Here is a 17,920-nt window from a genome sequence, read left to right on the forward strand (position 1 = left end):
AGGTGCACAGTTAAGGTTGCACATTATCTGAGCCTCATTGATAAAGTCGTTACAACAGCTTAACAGCCAGAAAATGCCGATAGCAACCAGCAAAGAGATGAAGGCAAAATGAAACTACAGCTTATTACTGAACGGAGTCAACAAATAGCGTTATGGCAGGGCAATAGCTAGTTTACGGTTTAACATTAGCCTAGTGAAAAACACGCTATTGATAATATTCAAGCTTTTGAATATGTATTTACTCTGTTTTGGTAGGGCAAAGTGTTTATATCGAACGAATAAAACAGGAGCCGAGGCTCCTGTTTTATTCGCATTATAACTACTTACTCATTCGCTTGTATTTTAAGCGATGGGGTTCGACGATATCCGCACCATAGGTATTTTTTAACCAGGTTGAGTACTCGGTAAAGTTGCCTTCATAGAAGTTCACTTTACCTTCGTCACGGTAATCTAAAATGTGAGTTGCGATACGGTCTAAGAACCAACGGTCATGCGAAATCACCATCGCACACCCAGGGAATTCAAGCAAAGCTACTTCCAGTGCGCGCAGGGTTTCAACATCTAAATCGTTGGTGGGTTCATCGAGGAGTAATACGTTGCCACCGGCTTGAAGCAGCTTGGCAAGGTGAACTCGGTTTCGTTCACCACCTGACAGCGTACCAATAATTTTTTGTTGATCACCACCACGGAAGTTAAAACGGCCAACATAAGCACGACTTGGAATTTCCATATTGCCGACTTTCATAATGTCTTGACCGCCTGAGATTTCCTGCCAAACGGTATTTTTATCATTCATTGAATCACGGAACTGCTCAACAGATGCAATTTGTACCGATTCACCAATGGAAATGCTGCCGCTATCTGGCTGTTCCGAACCTGAAATCATTCTGAATAAAGTTGATTTACCCGCACCGTTAGCACCGATAATACCGACAATTGCACCTTTAGGGACGGTAAATGATAAATCATCAATTAAAACGCGGTCGCCATAGGACTTTGTCAAATTAGTTACTTCAATTACCTTATCACCTAAACGAGGTCCTGGTGGAATAAATAATTCATTGGTTTCATTACGCTTTTGATAGTCATTGGTGTTCAACTCTTCAAAGCGCGCCATACGGGCTTTGCCTTTAGATTGGCGACCTTTCGCCCCTTGACGAACCCATTCTAATTCTTTGGCAATGGTCTTCTGGCGTGCACTCTCAGCTGCCGATTCCTGTTGTAAACGCGCGTCTTTTTGCTCTAACCAAGAAGAGTAGTTACCTTCCCAAGGAATACCTTCGCCACGGTCAAGTTCTAAAATCCAACCCGCAGCATTATCTAAGAAATAACGGTCATGGGTAATTGCCACTACGGTACCGTTATACTCTTGTAAAAAGTGCTCTAGCCAAGCCACTGATTCAGCATCTAAGTGGTTGGTTGGCTCATCAAGTAATAACATTTCTGGTTTTTCAAGCAATAAACGACAAATCGCAACACGTCGACGTTCACCACCTGATAGCACTTCGATTTTTTCATCCCAGTCAGGTAAACGCAATGCGTTAGCCGCGCGCTCTAGAATGTGCTCTAAATTATGCGCATCCTGTGCCTGAATGATGGCTTCTAATTCACCTTGCTCTTTGGCTAATGCGTCAAAGTCGGCGTCGGGCTCAGCATACGCCGCATACACGGCATCTAAACGGGTTAAAGCGTTTTTGGCATCACTTACCGCTTCTTCTATAGCTTCACGCACGGTTTGATTCGGATTTAGCTTGGGTTCTTGGGGTAGGTAACCAATTTTAAGGCCAGGCATAGGGCGGGCTTCACCCTCAATTTCAGTATCAATACCGGCCATAATGCGCAGTAATGTTGATTTACCTGAACCGTTTAAGCCGAGTACCCCAATTTTTGCACCAGGGAAAAAACTTAACGAAATGTCTTTTAAAATTTGCTTTTTAGGCGGAACAATTTTGCCCACTCTAAGCATGCTATATACAAATTGAGCCATGGGATCCCATTATTTGGTTGACACTGAATAGATGTGATTCTAATGGAATCTGAATCTAACTTAAATCGGATTTTATCGCTTCAGATGTAATTGGCGTTGTTTTTATCATTAATGAAATCTTGAACGCTCGGACTCTGTACATAATACTTCAGGTTAATAAGCAATAGACCATGAAGGTATTGAACATGAGTTGGTAAAAAAGTGCATAATGCCGGATTTGTAGGCAGACACATTCAAGCGGTTTTCTTCACTCACTAGCCCTTTTAGGTATCAAAATTAGAACAGTGTTTTTAGTGACTGTTTTGAGCTATCTATGAATCAAATCAGCAAATATTTTTTACAATAAAAACATTAAGTTTATGAATAAAAGCAGCTATTTCCTTTTCGCATGAGATTTTCTATTGCTGTTAAGTAACTAAATTCATGCTGTAAAGCTGGGATTGTTTGCATTTGCAGAGTAGAATACCGCGCAACCCTACTTATATAAAACCTATCGTTGGAGTCACCATGCTTAAGAAAGCGATGAATATTGCGGATTACGATCCAGAATTATTTAAAGCCATTGAAGATGAAACTTGTCGCCAAGAAGAGCACATCGAATTAATTGCATCTGAAAACTACACCAGTCCACGTGTAATGGAAGCACAAGGTTCTCAGTTAACTAATAAGTATGCTGAAGGTTATCCTGGTAAGCGTTACTACGGTGGGTGTGAGTATGTTGACGTAGTTGAAACGTTAGCGATTGAGCGTGCTAAAGAATTATTTGGCGCAACCTATGCCAACGTTCAGCCTCATTCAGGATCACAAGCAAACAGTGCTGTATTTATGGCATTGTTGAAGCCAGGTGATACCGTATTAGGGATGAACCTTGCTCACGGTGGTCATTTAACGCACGGTTCTCCAGTTAACTTTTCGGGTAAGTTATATAACATTATTCCTTACGGTATCGATGAATCTGGTCAAATTGACTACGACGAAATGGAACGTTTAGCGGTTGAACACAAGCCTAAAATGATGATCGGTGGTTTCTCGGCTTATTCTGGGATTGTTGATTGGGCTAGAATGCGTGAAATTGCGGATAAAATTGGCGCATACTTCTTTGTTGATATGGCTCACGTAGCGGGTTTAATCGCTGCAGGTGTTTATCCAAACCCAGTGCCACACGCACACGTTGTGACTTCTACAACTCATAAAACGTTAGCTGGCCCACGTGGCGGTATCATTATTTCTGCAGCTGATGATGAAGATTTATATAAAAAGTTAAACTCAGCCGTGTTCCCTGGCGGCCAAGGTGGCCCACTAATGCATGTTATCGCGGGCAAAGCGGTAGCCTTTAAAGAAGCATTAGAGCCAGAGTTTAAAGTGTATCAGCAGCAAGTGGTTAAAAATGCTAAAGCCATGGTTGAAGTGTTTTTAGCGCGTGGATACAAAATTGTTTCAGGCGGTACCGAAAACCACTTAATGCTGGTTGATTTAATCGGCCGTGATTTAACCGGTAAAGAAGCCGATGCCGCGTTAGGCAGTGCTAACATTACTGTGAACAAAAACTCAGTACCAAACGATCCACGTTCACCATTTGTGACCTCAGGTATCCGTATCGGTTCACCTGCCATCACACGTCGTGGTTTCAAAGAAGCTGAAGCGAAAGAGTTAACCGGTTGGATTTGTGACATTTTAGATGATGCTCAAAATCATGCTGTGATTGATCGTGTTAAAGGCCAAGTACTGGCTTTATGCGCAAAATTCCCCGTTTACGGGTAATCCTGTTGTAGACTTGATTGTCTGTTCAGAGTATTAGCTGAGCCAAAGGTAAGCTTAACCTTGATGAACAAATAGGATAAACTTTAATGGCCGCTAACTTTAGCGGCCATTTTATTTTGTGGAGGTTCAATGCATTGTCCTTTTTGTAGCGCGACAGACACTAAAGTTATCGACTCGCGTTTGGTGGCAGATGGTCATCAAGTTCGCCGTCGTCGCGAATGCACTGAATGCCATGAGCGTTTCACTACATTTGAAGGGGCTGAATTAGTTATGCCCAGAGTGATAAAACGTGATGGCAGTCGTCAGCCTTTTGACGAAGAAAAATTGCGTGGTGGAATGCTCCGTGCGGTTGAAAAACGTCCCGTTTCGATGGATGAGATTGAGCAGGCTATTACCAAAATAAAATCAACCTTACGTGCGACGGGTGAGCGTGAAATTGACTCTGAGATGATTGGTAACTTGATGATGGAACAGTTAATGAGCCTAGATAAAGTCGCTTATATTCGTTTTGCATCTGTGTATCGAGCCTTTGAAGATGTCTCACAATTTGGCGAGGCTATCGCTAAGTTGCAAAAGTAAATGTGTAATATTCACTGAGTATTTTTGTTTATGATCAGCGTTAGTGTTTTTGATATCCAAATGATGAGTCGAGCAATTCAGTTGGCTCGCAAAGGGCGTTATACCACTCGGCCAAATCCTTGCGTGGGTTGTGTTTTAGTTAAAAGTGGACAAATTATTGGTGAAGGCTACCATCAAGTTGCCGGTCAAGGGCATGCTGAAGTTAATGCATTAGCCCAAGCGATAGCTGATGGCCATAGCAGCGAAGGTGCAACGGCTTATGTTACTTTAGAGCCTTGTAGTCATTATGGACGTACACCGCCATGCGCATTAGGCTTAATTGATGCCAAAGTTGCTCGGGTTGTTATTGCCCTTAAAGATGCTAATCCACAGGTCGCGGGTAACGGCATTAACCTGTTACGAGACGCTGGTATTCAAGTGGACGTCGGTTTATTAGAAGCAGAAGCACTTGAGCTAAATTTAGGCTTTATGAAACGCATGCGAACCGGATTGCCTTGGGTTACTGTAAAAGTGGCAGCCAGTTTAGACGGCAAAACAGCACTTCAAAATGGTCAATCTAAGTGGATAACTGGCGCTGCTGCCCGTGATGATGTGCAAAAAATGCGCGCTCGTCATTGTGCACTTATTACTGGCGTTGAAACCATATTCGCCGATGATCCCAGCCTCAATGTACGTTATGAACAATTAGGTGACTTGAAAAGCTCACTTTTACCCTCATCTCTACATCAGCCATTAAGGGTGGTGTTGGATTCAAAAGCCCGCCTGACCTCATCATTCAAGTTATTTAATATTAAAAGTCCAATTTTATTGGTATCGACTAGCGATTATTCCGATGAGGTTAAACGTACTTTTGGGCAACATGTCAGCTTGCTGACAGTAAAGGCTAACTCACAAGGCCGTGTTTGTTTGCTGGAAGTCCTACAACATCTTGGTGCTAGCTGTAATAGCGTGATGATTGAAGCAGGTGCAACGCTTTCAGGCAGTGTTATTGAACAGGATTTAGCGGACGAGCTTGTGTTGTACCAAGCGAATAAAATAATGGGCAGTGAAGGGCGAGACATGCTGTTACTGCCCAATTATCAAACGATGAATATGCTGCCAAAAATAGTCTTAAAAGATAAGCGAAATGTCGGTCAAGACACACGATTGATATTTCGTTTAGGCTAAAATATTTAATTATACATGCTCAACTGTGTTGAGCATTCTCTATATAAGTGAGTCATTATGTTTACTGGCATTATTGAAGCCTTAGGCTCGTTACGAAAAATTGAACGTAAAGGTAATGATATTCGCTTGACCGTGGCTAGCGGTAAGCTTGATTTATCTGATGTTAAATTAGGTGACAGCATTGCCACCAATGGTGTTTGTTTAACCGTGGTGCAATGTCTGGCCGACGGCTATGTTGCCGATGTCTCTGCCGAAACCGTTGCATTAACCGGTTTTGCCCAGTACAAAGTGGGCCAACAAGTCAATTTAGAGAAAGCGGTTACCGCAACCACCCGTTTAGGGGGGCATATGGTCAGTGGTCATGTTGATGGTATTGCTAAAGTTGATTCATGTGAGCATCGTGGTCAGGCCATAGAGTTTTGGTTAACCGCTCCCGTGACGTTAGCAAAATACATTGCGCATAAGGGCTCTATTACTATCGATGGCGTCAGTTTGACCGTAAACGAGGTCAAAGCGAACGCATTTAGATTAACGATAGTTCCGCACACTGCTAGCGAAACGACACTGATCAATTTAAAAGCGGGTGATAGCGTTAATATTGAAGTTGATTTAATCGCTCGATACCTTGAACGATTAATGCAGGGGCAAGCTGAGCATCAGCCTAAATCAAACGTGACAATGGCGATGTTAGCGAATGCCGGATTTATGAAATAAACAGGGTCACAACAGTTAAAAATAAACCTAAAGTTCGACCACACAAGCAATCATAATTAATAACGATTAAAGGTTCCCCCATGGCTTTACATAGCATAGAAGAAATCATCGAAGATATCCGCCAAGGCAAAATGGTTATTTTAATGGATGATGAAGATAGAGAGAATGAAGGTGACTTAATCATGGCTGCTGAGTGTGTCACGCCAGAAGCGATTAATTTTATGGCAACCTATGGGCGTGGATTAATTTGTCAAACCATGACCAAAGCCCGTTGCCAACAGCTAAATCTTCCTTTAATGGTCACCAATAATAACGCGCAGTTTTCGACAAATTTCACCGTTTCAATTGAAGCGGCCGAAGGGGTAACCACCGGCATATCTGCCCACGATAGAGCGGTTACTGTACAAGCTGCCGTGGCCAAAAATGCCAAAGCTGCTGATTTAGTTCAGCCTGGGCATATATTCCCATTAATGGCGCAAGATGGTGGCGTGTTAATTCGTGCCGGACACACTGAAGCCGGATGTGATCTTGCTCGTCTTGCGGGCTTTGAACCCTCAGGCGTTATTGTTGAAATCTTAAATGATGATGGCACTATGGCCCGCTGCCCAGATTTAGAAGTTTTCAGTGAAAAACATGGGATTAAAATCGGCACCATTGCAGACTTAATCGAATATCGTAATAATAAAGAAACCACCGTCGTGCGCGAGGCTAAGTGTAACTTACCGACGCGTTTTGGTGAGTTTGACATGGTCACATTTAGAGACACCATTGATAATCAATTGCACTATGCATTGATAAAAGGTGAAATCACCGCAAATTGTTTGGTGCGTGTTCACTTACAAAATACCTTCAATGATTTATTGCATTCAGAGCGCGATCAAAAGCGCAGTTGGCCACTGGAAAAAGCCATGGCGCGCATTGCCCAAGAAGGTGGGGTGCTAGTGTTATTGGGTAACCAAGAGCATACAAGTAATATTTTAGCCAAAGTTAAGTCATTTGAAGCGCAAGATAACGGTGAAGCAACGGCTCCTGCGCAATGGCAGGGCACGTCTCGCCGCGTGGGTGTGGGCTCACAAATTTTGTCTAGTTTAGGGGTAACATCAATGCGTTTGTTGAGTTCGCCTAAACAATATCACTCATTATCAGGCTTTGGTCTGGAAGTGACTGAATATGTTTCAGAGTAAAAATTAACCCTTTCCGTTTAACAATTTCAATAATTGCATTGCGCTCAGAGTGGTCGGCTGTGTTATCATACCGCCTCTTTCGCCCAAGCTGGGTGCTTTAGCTAAATTAGGTAAGATAAAAATGAACGTAGTTCAAGGTAATATCGAAGCGAAAAATGCCAAAGTGGCGATCGTCGTATCGCGTTTCAATAGCTTTGTTGTTGAAAGCCTGCTCAGTGGCGCAATTGATACTTTAAAACGTTTTGGTCAGGTTCAAGATGACAACATTACTGTTGTGCGTGTACCTGGCGCAGTGGAATTACCCTTAGCTGCCCGTCGTGTTGCAGCAAGTGGTAAATTTGACGGTATTATTTCATTAGGTGCAGTTATTCGTGGTGGTACGCCTCACTTTGACATGGTCGCCGGTGAATGTAACAAGGGACTTGCTCAAGTAGCATTAGAGTATGATATCCCCGTTTCTTTTGGTGTGTTAACAACAGATACCATTGAGCAAGCTATTGAGCGCTCGGGTACAAAAGCAGGCAACAAAGGCGGCGAAGCTGCATTAAGTCTGTTAGAAATGGTTAACGTACTGCAAGAGTTAGAACAACAGTTGGTATAGTAGGAAATTTAATGAAGCCTTCAGAGCGCCGTAAGGCACGCCGTTTAGCCGTTCAAGCTATTTATTCATGGCAACTGTCAGACAACAATGTTGCAGATGTTGAACATGAATTCTTAACTGAACAAAGTTTAGACGGTGTCGATGTTGCTTATTTTCGTGAGTTATTAGCAGGCGTAACTGCTAAAGTCGCTCAGATTGATGAGTTATTAAAACCACACTTAGATCGTGATTTTAGTGAAGTGTCACCCGTAGAAAAAGCCATCGTACGCTTAGCAACATTTGAACTGACTTTCAAAAAAGATGTCCCTTTTAAGGTTGCCATTAATGAAGGTATCGAACTTGCAAAAGCCTTCGGTGCTGATGATAGTCATAAGTTTGTTAACGGCTTATTAGATAAGATCGTTAAAAACAAGTAATGCTAAAAACGGTATCTTCGGATACCGTTTTTATTTGTATCAAAATGCATCAAGGTTAGCTGGGCGGGGATCCGCACCGGAGTTAGCGTGAAAGAATTCCAACTTATCGAACAATTTTTTAAGAACAAAGGCCAAAAACGTCGTGATGTGCTACTCGGCATTGGCGATGATTGTGCTTTGGTTCAACCAGCTGAAGGTAAAGTGATTGCAATCTCATGCGACACTTTAGTTGAAGGGGTGCATTTTTTTGCAGATATGCCTGCGCATGCACTGGGTTATAAATCTCTTGCGGTTAATCTTTCAGATCTGGCTGCCATGGGAGCCGAGCCAGCTTGGATGACGCTAGCACTTTCTTTACCTGATGTTGACCAACAATGGCTTGCTGATTTCAGTAGTGGCTTATTTGAAGCTGCTGAATATTACGGTGTCGCATTAGTTGGCGGTGACACCACTCGCGGTCCCCGTTGTATTAATGTGACTATTCATGGGCAGGTTCCAAAAGGGAAGGCGCTAAAACGCAGCGGTGCCAAAATAGGTGACTGGGTATTTGTCACAGGTAGCTTGGGTGACTCAGCCCTCGGTCTTGATATGCTGCGTAATAAACAAGTCATTAAACCTGAATTCAAAGAATATCTTCTTAATCGCCACTATTATCCGACACCGCGAGTGTTAGCAGGACAGGCATTAAAAGGTTTAGCTTCAAGTGCCATAGATTTGTCTGATGGTTTAGTATCAGATTTATCTCATATCCTCAAAGCATCTAATGTTGGTGCGGTGATCGATGCTAATGCTATTCCGTTATCTAGTTCACTCACCGAGAGTGTTGGTGTTGATCAAGCCTTGGCTTATGCATTAACTGGCGGCGAAGATTATGAGTTACTTTTTACTGTACCCGAATCACAACGTGGTGCCATTGATACCGCATTGCTTCATGCTGGGGTAAAATTTGTTAAAATTGGTCAAATATGCTCAGGCAATAAAATCAAGTTTACCTTAGATGGCCAGCCTTTTACCCCTGAATTTAAAGGTTTTGAGCATTTCTGATGAAGTTATTCTCCCAAGACCCAGCCGTAAAACGTTTACGACTTTCAAACCCTATTCACTTTCTTGCGCTCGGATTTGGTAGTGGCTTAGCGGCTAAAGCGCCAGGTACATTTGGTACACTTGCGGCCGTTCCGCTTTATTTGCTTATGTGTCATTTGAGTTTACCTATATACCTGCTATTAACGCTTTTTAGTGTGGTGATTGGTGTCTATATTTGTGATAAGGCAGCCAAAGACATGCAAGTGCATGATCACGGTGCCATTGTTTGGGATGAAGTGGCAGGATTACTGATCACCATGATTGCAGCGCCAGCTGGTTTATTATGGTTAGTCGTTGGTTTTATACTGTTTAGGTTTTTCGACATTATTAAGCCTTGGCCAATTCGCTGGTTAGATGCCAAAGTACATGGTGGGTTTGGTATTATGATTGACGATGTTTTAGCGGGAGTTTTTGCCGCTATCTGTTTGCAAATAGCGGTTTATACATTTGGAGCATAACCATTGTTGAAATGGTTTACTTTAAACTGACTCGTAGATTTGTTGTTTGCTGTTGAAGATCTGTAATGGTCTGAGTCATATCAAAATATTGATCAAGAGATGGGTGAGAGCAGCTTAGCATTTTACCGATCGGATTGTATGTGAGTGCCCATAGTTGCTCAATCGTTGACTCCATTTGGCAATAGGCAAATCTTTGGATTAAGTCATCGTCAATAATCTCAAATTCTGCATTAATATCTGTGTTATTTGTCTTATTATCCAAATTTTGCTTTTTTAACATCACTTTTTGATATTGTGCCAGTAATACTTCTGAGTGCATATTCAAGCTGTCATTGACTTTAAAAAAATGACCCAACATCCATTGTGAATAAAATGCCAAATCCGTCAGTTGGTATGTGTTTTCTTGTAAATTGTTCATCATTCTTTTGCCGTAAATGTATTCACCAGCAAACACACGTTGAATACTTTCTGCCGTTAACTCATTACTCAATGTCCAGGATATCGGATAAGTGCCTTTGTCAGGATCTTCAACAGAAAGGAATTTCACCCCTCGCTCTAAATTACTTTTCATCATGTTACCCGCTAGGCTAAAAGTAATAAGATATGAGGAAGAGTGAAAAACATTGTGCCAAAAACGATAATCATCATTGAGGAAGTCATTAATGATACTTGGGCTATCTGCACGAGAAGAAAGCAGCGCATTAATCTCTGTTATTTGCTGTATTTTTAATAATGCAGCGAAGTTCAGTTGTGGCCTTTCAATACTGATATCGATTTCTTCATGCCAGACGGGTAAAGTCATCAATTGATGATATTGACTAATTAACTCAGCATGGTTTTGCACCATTAATTGCATTTGTGCAAGGTTATCAGCAATAAAAGCTTGGCATTGGGCTATCGAAGCTTGGTGACAAGCTTGTTTGTATTGGGTTAATGTAAGGTTTTCAGCCTCAGATAAAGGCAATGTAATCGGAGCTAACTGAGTGCCAACTATTTTCTGGGAAAACTTGAAAGCATTATCAGCCCCATTGATTTGTTCAACGTCCTGTTCGGCTAATTGAGCCCATTTTTCCATTAACTGACTATTAACCGAAAGAAATCTATCTTGGGCATTGATATACACTAGGCTTGAAAATAAAAGCGCAAAAATACTCGTAAACGCAACTAGGGTATAACCTGCTATTTTTGCTATTTTTTTTAGCATTGTTCTTCCTTGAGTTAGTTTACGATTATTTTGCAGATGCCCCTGATTTTTAAGGTATCGTTATTGCAATGCTATTGCAATAATTCTCTGGCATTGGCTAAGGTGTTTTCTGTTATGGCATCTCCACCTAATAAACGTGCCAGCTCATTAATCCGCTGTTCTTTATCAAGGTTTTGCATTGTGGTTTCTGTTTGACCTGCCTTATTAAACTTGTTTACAAACATGTGTTGATGACCATTTCCAGCGACTTGCGGTAAATGAGTAACACAAAATACTTGGGTCGATTCACCTAAGCTTCTTAGCATCCTTCCTACGACAGCTGCGGTTGGACCAGAAATCCCCACGTCAACTTCATCAAATATTAAGGTGGGTGTTGATACTTTTTTTGCAGTAATGACTTGTACACCTAAGCCTATTCTTGACAGCTCCCCTCCTGATGCCACTTTGGCTATGGGTTGTAAAGGTTGGCCAGGGTTAGTGGTCACTAAAAACTCAACTTGGTCGCACCCTAAGCTATTATGCATTTCGGGATTAAAGTTGACTGCAATTTTAAATTGCCCCTTAGGCATATTGAGTTGATGAATAGATTGTGTCACTAGTTTATCAAGCTCTTTTGCATAGCGAGTGCGACTTTGACTCAGTTTTTGTGCATGCGCTAAGAAGGCTTCGCGATTAGCCGCTAATGCTTGTCTGACTTCATCTAATTTTGTTTCATCATCACACAGTTCGAGTAACTCCGCTTTCAGTTGTGCGTGATATGTCGATAAATCCTCTGGATTAACATGGTGTTTACGCGCCAATTGCATCGCACTGGATAAGCGTTTTTCTAAATATGCAAAATGCTCTGGGTCTAATTCTAAACGGCTAAGGTAGTCTTCAATTTCGCCCGAGCTTTCTTGTATAAGAATCAATGCTTCATTAAGCATATTGGCAACAGGAGCCAGCTTGTCGTCTACCGTTTGTAAGTTATCCGCTAAATGAATAACTTTGTTTAGCAATGACTCAATATTGACTTCATCATCTTCAGACAATAACGCTAAACTTGCCTGACATGATTCGATAAGTTCAGTGCCGTTTGCAAGACGTTTATGTTCTTGCTCTATTTCGACAAATTCACCTTCAGCTAAGTTAAATTCATCTAACTCTTCAACTTGATATTGCAGTAATTGCTTACGAGCAATACGTTCATGTTGTGCTAGTTCTAAACTTTTTAAATCGTTTTCAGCTTGTTTTGTGCGCTGGTAACTTGCCTGCACAGTATCAATTAACAATTTATGATTGGCATAGCTATCAAGTAAGGTCAGTTGATGCTCACTTTTAAGCATAGCATGGTGGGCATGTTGGCCATGAATACCAATTAACAATTGGCCAATGGCTTTTAGCTGGGTAATTGGCACTGGGTTGCCATTGATATAAGCACGGGACCGGCCATCACTGTTAATGGTTCTGCGAAGAATGCAGTCTTCGTCGTTATCCAGATCATTATCTTCTAACCAACGTTTTGCTAATGGAACATCATGCAATGTGAATCTGGCGCTGACTTCAGTTTTGCTCGCGCCAGGTCTTACCGTATTAGCATCGCTGCGGTTGCCTAGACATAGGCCAAGTGCATCAATAGCAATAGATTTACCGGCACCAGTTTCACCTGTGATGGTTGTCATACCGGCTTTAAAATCTAATTCTAAAAAACGTACGATGGCAAAATTGTTGATGCTGAGTTGGCAAAGCATAATGAATTCCTGTCAATGAAACTACCAAACCACTGTATTGATAAACAGTATATACTGATTTTTTATACAGTAAAGTGGTTGAAGAAAAATTATCTTTGGTTGTTTGTTAGTCTGTGTGCGGGTGATATTTAACCATAAGATTTTAGAAGCGTTTCAAGTATTGGCAAACTGAAAAAAGTCATCAAGGTACCGTACAGAATAGCTTGAGCACTAACATTGGCATGCACTTGATAACGCTCTCCCAGTAAGTAAACACTCGCTGCAGTGGGCAATGCTGCTAAAATGACCCCCATGGCGATGAGCTCTTGTGCTACACCAAAGGAGCTGAGTAATGCGAATGCAATCATAGGTTGAACAATAAGTTTTAATACGTTAATTGCATTCAATTCAGCAACAAGGCTAGCGGTAAATAGCTTATTGCCGCCCTGTTGGCGTAACGCTTTTACCAGCACCATGCCGATAGCGAATAGTGCACAAGGACTTGAGGTGTTACCAAGTTGATGTAGCATCAATGAAATACTGGCAGGGAGTTCCAAATGACCAGCTGATAAGGTGATGCCAATCAGGCTGCCAACAAAAATTGGATTTTTAGCTAACGCCGACGCCATAATCCACATCGCAGATTTTGAATTTGGCTTATTTTTACTGGCAAGCTCTATCGATACCAGCGCAAATGCAAACATAATGACAGAGAGTAAACTTGCAATAGCAGCAGCGACGAGTGCCATTTTGTTATTCGGAAACATGATGCTTAACAATGGAATCCCAATAAATGCAGTATTTCCAAATGTCGAGTTTAGGGCCCGCATAGCTGCAATGGCTTGATTTTTAGGTGTTCTCCATAAAGATATAACAATGACAACGATATAAGTAATGATCATCGCTAAGCTAAAACCCGCGATAAATCCCCATTGAATAATATCCTCTATTCGAGTTTCGGCTAATATAATCAATAAAATAGCAGGGAAGGCGATATTATAAACAAATTGATTGAGGATGAGATCCGTCTCCTGCGGCAATATTTTCAATTTTTGAACGAGTCCACCGAGTAACATTATGGTGAATACAGCGAATAGTGGCGTTAATGCACTCGACATTCCCAGTGAATCCCTAGCAAAATGATAGTGTTGCCACATTACTACTTTTGATTGTTGTGATGCAATTAGACTAATGCTTAAAGCCGATAGGTAATTGCTTTAAGCTATGTGCGCATTAAATTGATATGACGTTGAGTGAGTCGCTACGGGAGCCTGCGTGGTGATATATTTCAGCTTGGCTTACGTTACTAGACGTGGGGTTAATGACTGGCAATTTGCTCTTAATACCAATCTCAGTCACTCACCTCAGCTCTATTAACCCGAGTTAAGGTTCACTCATTGATTATGTTTGGTATAAAAAAGCCAGAAAGTTATTTCTGGCTGTATACTGATTAGTCGCAAGGATTTATGGGGTAATGATTTGATATTAGTTTGAAAATGGCTACTGCATACTAATACCAATATTAGAGACTCCCGCATCAATAATGTCTTTTCTTAACCCTTTGACTAACTCTGGATTGATGTCTGGATTGGCTTCAATAATATCCAGCAGCATCTCTTGTAACTCTTTTTCCTCTTGCATTACGGGGTGAGCAAAAACAAAGTCATCTAAGGCTTCGTCCATCAGACTCTCATCGCTTATTGCTTCAATATAATTAGCAACGGTACTTGAAGACAGTTTGCTGATATTAATAATATCATCTTCCATTTTTGCGGAAATGGCACTCATTAGCGTTGAAATCGCTACCGCTGCGTCCATAGCCGGATACACACCATAAGCTTCAAAATCAGCAGGATCGGGAGTGTTTTCTTCAATGCGTTGAAGGTGCACGTCGACATTGTATTTGGTTTTTTTATCATATTGGCTTTGCCACAATAGCTCTAAAGCTGTTGATAGCACCATGGGTTGACCAAACTCACATACTTCAGAAAATAATTCATAATTTGGCAACATACGCTGGCATAAGGCGACAGCAAATAATTGCTTTTGAGGTAAAGATAACGCCTTTAAACGTTTAAAAAATCCAGGTTTGTTAGTCATGCTTGATGTCCATTGATAACTGTTCTAATACTTGAGTTGCTGCTGATTCTACCTTAGTTAGCTCGTCAAGTAACTCAAGTATTTCTGGTTCTAGTTCACTGATTTGGGTTTTATGTTTCAACGCCGATTCAATTTCTTGGCAAAGTTTTTGAGTGGTAGGTACGCCACAATAACAACTTGCACCATGTAATTTATGCACCGCTTGAAGCATGGCCTGTTGGTCTTTATTTTGCAAAGCAGAATTTATGGTGGTGATGGTCTCTGGAATGGATTCAAGCATCATGTTAAGCATCTCAAGTGCCAAATTTGGCTTTTGATTTGCTTGTCGTAAGCACAAGTCCCAATTGAGTGTATGAAGATCAAAGTGGGTGAATTTAGGTTTCGCTACCCAGCGATTAATCACTTTCTTTAATGAGGACTCATCAATCGGTTTGGGTAAAAAGCCATCCATACCCGATGCGAGAATATTTGCCCGCTCTTCTGCAATAGCATGTGCGGTGACGGCGATAATGGGAGTATGGCGATTCATCGATTCATGACGGATTTTTTGAGAGGCTGTAATACCATCAATACCAGGCATTTGAATGTCCATGAAAATTAATTCGAAGCTTTTAGACTTAGCCAATTTAATCGCTTCTTCACCACTTTTAGCTGTGGTAACACTAAATACTAACTCTTGCAGTAAAGAATCAATCAACTTCAAATTAGCAACATTATCATCTACAGCGAGTACAGAAACATTTAATCGCTCATTGTTATTTTCTGCAACTAAAGGCATTTGCTGCTGTAAGGTTTTAGGTGTAGGTGGATAAATGAGATGTCTTGCCAGCTGAGTATCACTGATAGGGACGGTGATCAATAAATCAGTATTAGGTTTGAGGTGGTTAATAATCACCTCTTGATCAATACAATCGTGTAATAAAATAAGGCAGTTAGTATGCTGCTTGGCTCGTTTTAGCGTGGATGTAATTTGTTCTGGATCACTAAATCCATGACAACTCATTAATATATAATCAAAATGGATGTTGGGCTGTTCAAACGTTGTGTTGAGATGATCCAACTGTCCAACACTGGTCAGTTTTAAATGCCACGCTTCTAAACGCTGATTCAATACATCACGGGTTAATTCGCGAGGCTCAAACAAGAGTATTGATTTCCCTGATAACACATCCATTGGCAGCACTTCACCAATGTCAAACTGACTGATACTCAACGGTAAAATAAACCAGAAGTTAGAGCCTTTATTCGGACTGGATGTAAAACCAATTTGGCCACCCATTTGGTTAATTAGTCGTTTAGTGATGACTAAACCAAGACCCGTACCACCAAAGCGGCGGGAAATTGATGAGTCTGCCTGCCCAAATGCCTGGAATAAATACTCTTGCTTACTTTCGTCAATACCTATTCCTGTGTCGATAACTTCGCACCTTAAAGTGACATTATCTTCTGTTGAACCGACTTGGGTAATTTTGAGGATCACACTCCCTTTATCAGTAAACTTAATCGCATTACCGACGAGATTGGTGATAATTTGATTCACTCGCATCGCATCACCACTGACGCTTTCAGGTACGTTTGAATCAATATCAATGACCAGTTCTATACCTTTTTCACGTGCACTACCGGCAATTATATTTAATGTGTCAGCTAAGGTTTCTCTCAGCGCAAAAGGCATTTTCTCAAAAACCATTTTACCGGCTTCAAGTTTTGAGAAGTCTAAAATGTCATTGATGATCCCCAGTAAGTTACTGGCGCTTCGTTCAATCGTTTTGATGTAATCTAGCTGGCTAGAATGCAGCGGGGTTTTGATAAGTTGTCTTGCAAAGCCAATAACACCGTTCAGCGGGGTACGTAATTCGTGAGACATATTGGCCAAAAACTCGGACTTGATCCGACTGGCTTCTAATGCTCGTTTTTTGGCTAAATCTAACTCTACGTTTTGAATTTCAATTTGTTCCAAGGTTTCGCGTAAATCAGATGTAGCTTGATCGATATTTTGCTGCATTTCATCGTGATACTCGCTTAATGAGCCCGCCATAGCGTTAATACCACGTTTTAATAAATCGAGCTCACCAATTAAATTACCGTCTAGGCGGGTATCAAGTTTGCCTTCTCGAATTTTGGCAACCACACGTACCATTTCCGTGATGGGGTGGTTAACATGTTTGACCAAGCGAAAGGTGAAAAATAAATTAAACTGCACGCCAATCAACACTATTATGAACGCCGCAATGGCAGCGCGATGTTGTTCAAGTAAGGCACTTTCTTTATTAACTAGAATGGCAATATAACCCAGCACTTGTTCTTGTTTATTATTATAAATGGGCTTGGCTATACTTTGCTCTGCAAGGTGGTTGCGTTGAAAACCGCTTTCGACAGAATAATGGCTCGGATCATTTTTGATAAATGCCAGCGGATCGAGATCTGTATTTGCGATGATGGGACTGCGGATGATTAAAATATCATCAAGGGTACTAAACTCGGTTTCATTTAACTCAGATAACGGCAACTGAGTACGCATGATCTCAAAATCTTTGTGGTAATGAGAGGTAACAAATAACTGATTTTGACTATCAAAAACGGCTAAAGACAATACCAATGATGCGTTTTTCATCTGTGAAGCCGAAAGCAATTTTTTTGTTGAAATGCGATCCTGAGTGATAATCCCAAACTCGCTGGCTAACGCTAAAGGTTCTATAATACTGCTACCTTTTGCCATCAGTGTGTCTTCAAGTTCATAAAAGCGGTTTATGGTGAAGTAACTTCCAAGTAGAATACCCACCACAACGGTAGGAGCCAATGCCAGTACCAGTACCCATGAACGTAGGCTGTATTTAGTCATATTTTCGGTACTTTTCATGTTTTGGGCTTACGTTCCTACAAGATATTGTTGATATTCAGTCTAGACTGCCAGAAATTACGCACTCTTGACTAGTGTTTTATTCTTTTTTAGAGGC

General features: G+C 41.3%; 15 protein-coding genes. 9 read left to right on the forward strand and 6 right to left on the reverse strand.

From position 1 onward, the window contains the following. Positions 1–319 precede the first annotated feature (319 nt). A complete protein-coding gene (gene ettA / locus OHT75_RS08835; protein WP_264726125.1) occupies positions 320–1,987 on the reverse strand; it encodes an energy-dependent translational throttle protein EttA in 1,668 nt (555 codons plus the stop codon). 507 nt (positions 1,988–2,494) lie between these two features. Here ettA and glyA point away from each other — a divergent pair. The 9 genes from glyA (at position 2,495) to OHT75_RS08880 (ending at position 9,950) form a co-directional block, all read left to right on the forward strand. Then, positions 2,495–3,748: a serine hydroxymethyltransferase gene (gene glyA / locus OHT75_RS08840; RefSeq protein ID WP_264726126.1), complete on the forward strand. Its 1,254-nt coding sequence runs from the start codon at positions 2,495–2,497 to the stop codon at positions 3,746–3,748. A gap of 129 nt (positions 3,749–3,877) precedes the next feature. After that, positions 3,878–4,327 carry a transcriptional regulator NrdR gene (gene nrdR / locus OHT75_RS08845; RefSeq protein WP_261297285.1) on the forward strand — a complete coding sequence of 150 codons (450 nt, stop codon included), beginning with the start codon at positions 3,878–3,880 and terminating at the stop codon, positions 4,325–4,327. Between the two features lie 30 nt (positions 4,328–4,357). Continuing rightward, positions 4,358–5,494 carry a bifunctional diaminohydroxyphosphoribosylaminopyrimidine deaminase/5-amino-6-(5-phosphoribosylamino)uracil reductase RibD gene (gene ribD, locus OHT75_RS08850; protein WP_264726127.1) on the forward strand — a complete coding sequence of 379 codons (1,137 nt, stop codon included), beginning with the start codon at positions 4,358–4,360 and terminating at the stop codon, positions 5,492–5,494. 57 nt (positions 5,495–5,551) lie between these two features. Continuing rightward, positions 5,552–6,208, forward strand: coding sequence for a riboflavin synthase (locus OHT75_RS08855; protein WP_264726128.1), 657 nt, complete (start codon positions 5,552–5,554; stop codon positions 6,206–6,208). An 80-nt stretch (positions 6,209–6,288) separates the two neighbouring features. After that, the gene (gene ribBA, locus OHT75_RS08860) at positions 6,289–7,392 is read left to right on the forward strand and encodes a bifunctional 3,4-dihydroxy-2-butanone-4-phosphate synthase/GTP cyclohydrolase II (RefSeq protein WP_264726129.1); all 1,104 of its coding nucleotides are present in this window, start codon (positions 6,289–6,291) and stop codon (positions 7,390–7,392) included. A 121-nt stretch (positions 7,393–7,513) separates the two neighbouring features. Beyond that, positions 7,514–7,993: a 6,7-dimethyl-8-ribityllumazine synthase gene (gene ribH, locus OHT75_RS08865; protein ID WP_188840609.1), complete on the forward strand. Its 480-nt coding sequence runs from the start codon at positions 7,514–7,516 to the stop codon at positions 7,991–7,993. 11 nt (positions 7,994–8,004) lie between these two features. Beyond that, a complete protein-coding gene (gene nusB / locus OHT75_RS08870; RefSeq protein ID WP_264726130.1) occupies positions 8,005–8,409 on the forward strand; it encodes a transcription antitermination factor NusB in 405 nt (134 codons plus the stop codon). Between the two features lie 87 nt (positions 8,410–8,496). Then, positions 8,497–9,453 (forward strand): thiamine-phosphate kinase, encoded by a 957-nt coding sequence (thiL, locus tag OHT75_RS08875; protein ID WP_264726131.1) that lies wholly within the window; start codon positions 8,497–8,499, stop codon positions 9,451–9,453. Continuing rightward, positions 9,453–9,950, forward strand: coding sequence for a phosphatidylglycerophosphatase A family protein (locus OHT75_RS08880; RefSeq protein ID WP_264726132.1), 498 nt, complete (start codon positions 9,453–9,455; stop codon positions 9,948–9,950). Before thiL ends, OHT75_RS08880 begins: the two co-directional genes overlap by 1 nt. A gap of 16 nt (positions 9,951–9,966) precedes the next feature. On the opposite strand, the gene OHT75_RS08885 is transcribed toward OHT75_RS08880, so the two are convergent. The 5 genes from OHT75_RS08885 to barA form a co-directional block, all read right to left on the reverse strand. Then, a complete protein-coding gene (locus OHT75_RS08885; RefSeq protein WP_264726133.1) occupies positions 9,967–11,154 on the reverse strand; it encodes a hypothetical protein in 1,188 nt (395 codons plus the stop codon). A gap of 71 nt (positions 11,155–11,225) precedes the next feature. After that, on the reverse strand, positions 11,226–12,884 hold the full coding sequence (gene recN, locus OHT75_RS08890; RefSeq protein ID WP_264726134.1) for a DNA repair protein RecN: 1,659 nt from the start codon (positions 12,882–12,884) through the stop codon (positions 11,226–11,228). A gap of 128 nt (positions 12,885–13,012) precedes the next feature. Beyond that, positions 13,013–13,981, reverse strand: a complete 969-nt coding sequence (locus tag OHT75_RS08895; RefSeq protein ID WP_264726135.1) for an AEC family transporter — start codon at positions 13,979–13,981, stop codon at positions 13,013–13,015. Between the two features lie 382 nt (positions 13,982–14,363). Beyond that, positions 14,364–14,963: a YjaG family protein gene (locus OHT75_RS08900; protein WP_264726136.1), complete on the reverse strand. Its 600-nt coding sequence runs from the start codon at positions 14,961–14,963 to the stop codon at positions 14,364–14,366. Beyond that, positions 14,956–17,823 (reverse strand): two-component sensor histidine kinase BarA, encoded by a 2,868-nt coding sequence (barA, locus tag OHT75_RS08905; RefSeq protein WP_264726137.1) that lies wholly within the window; start codon positions 17,821–17,823, stop codon positions 14,956–14,958. The genes OHT75_RS08900 and barA overlap by 8 nt, the downstream gene beginning before the upstream one ends. Positions 17,824–17,920: the final 97 nt, after the last annotated feature.

Source organism: Shewanella subflava (assembly GCF_025971955.1).
In the GTDB taxonomy this organism is placed as follows: Bacteria; Pseudomonadota; Gammaproteobacteria; order Enterobacterales; family Shewanellaceae; genus Shewanella; species Shewanella subflava.

What these genes read in the sequence shown, in the direction of transcription:
- OHT75_RS08895 (WP_264726135.1), bottom strand. Translation starts at nt 13,981, where the DNA reads ATGTCGAGTGCATTAACGCCACTATTCGCTGTATTCACCATAATGTTA.
- ribBA (WP_264726129.1), top strand. Translation starts at nt 6,289, where the DNA reads ATGGCTTTACATAGCATAGAAGAAATCATCGAAGATATCCGCCAAGGC.
- OHT75_RS08885 (WP_264726133.1), bottom strand. Translation starts at nt 11,154, where the DNA reads ATGCTAAAAAAAATAGCAAAAATAGCAGGTTATACCCTAGTTGCGTTT.
- OHT75_RS08880 (WP_264726132.1), top strand. Translation starts at nt 9,453, where the DNA reads ATGAAGTTATTCTCCCAAGACCCAGCCGTAAAACGTTTACGACTTTCA.
- OHT75_RS08855 (WP_264726128.1), top strand. Translation starts at nt 5,552, where the DNA reads ATGTTTACTGGCATTATTGAAGCCTTAGGCTCGTTACGAAAAATTGAA.
- OHT75_RS08900 (WP_264726136.1), bottom strand. Translation starts at nt 14,963, where the DNA reads ATGACTAACAAACCTGGATTTTTTAAACGTTTAAAGGCGTTATCTTTA.
- glyA (WP_264726126.1), top strand. Translation starts at nt 2,495, where the DNA reads ATGCTTAAGAAAGCGATGAATATTGCGGATTACGATCCAGAATTATTT.
- barA (WP_264726137.1), bottom strand. Translation starts at nt 17,823, where the DNA reads ATGAAAAGTACCGAAAATATGACTAAATACAGCCTACGTTCATGGGTA.
- ettA (WP_264726125.1), bottom strand. Translation starts at nt 1,987, where the DNA reads ATGGCTCAATTTGTATATAGCATGCTTAGAGTGGGCAAAATTGTTCCG.
- nusB (WP_264726130.1), top strand. Translation starts at nt 8,005, where the DNA reads ATGAAGCCTTCAGAGCGCCGTAAGGCACGCCGTTTAGCCGTTCAAGCT.
- nrdR (WP_261297285.1), top strand. Translation starts at nt 3,878, where the DNA reads ATGCATTGTCCTTTTTGTAGCGCGACAGACACTAAAGTTATCGACTCG.
- ribD (WP_264726127.1), top strand. Translation starts at nt 4,358, where the DNA reads ATGATCAGCGTTAGTGTTTTTGATATCCAAATGATGAGTCGAGCAATT.
- recN (WP_264726134.1), bottom strand. Translation starts at nt 12,884, where the DNA reads ATGCTTTGCCAACTCAGCATCAACAATTTTGCCATCGTACGTTTTTTA.
- ribH (WP_188840609.1), top strand. Translation starts at nt 7,514, where the DNA reads ATGAACGTAGTTCAAGGTAATATCGAAGCGAAAAATGCCAAAGTGGCG.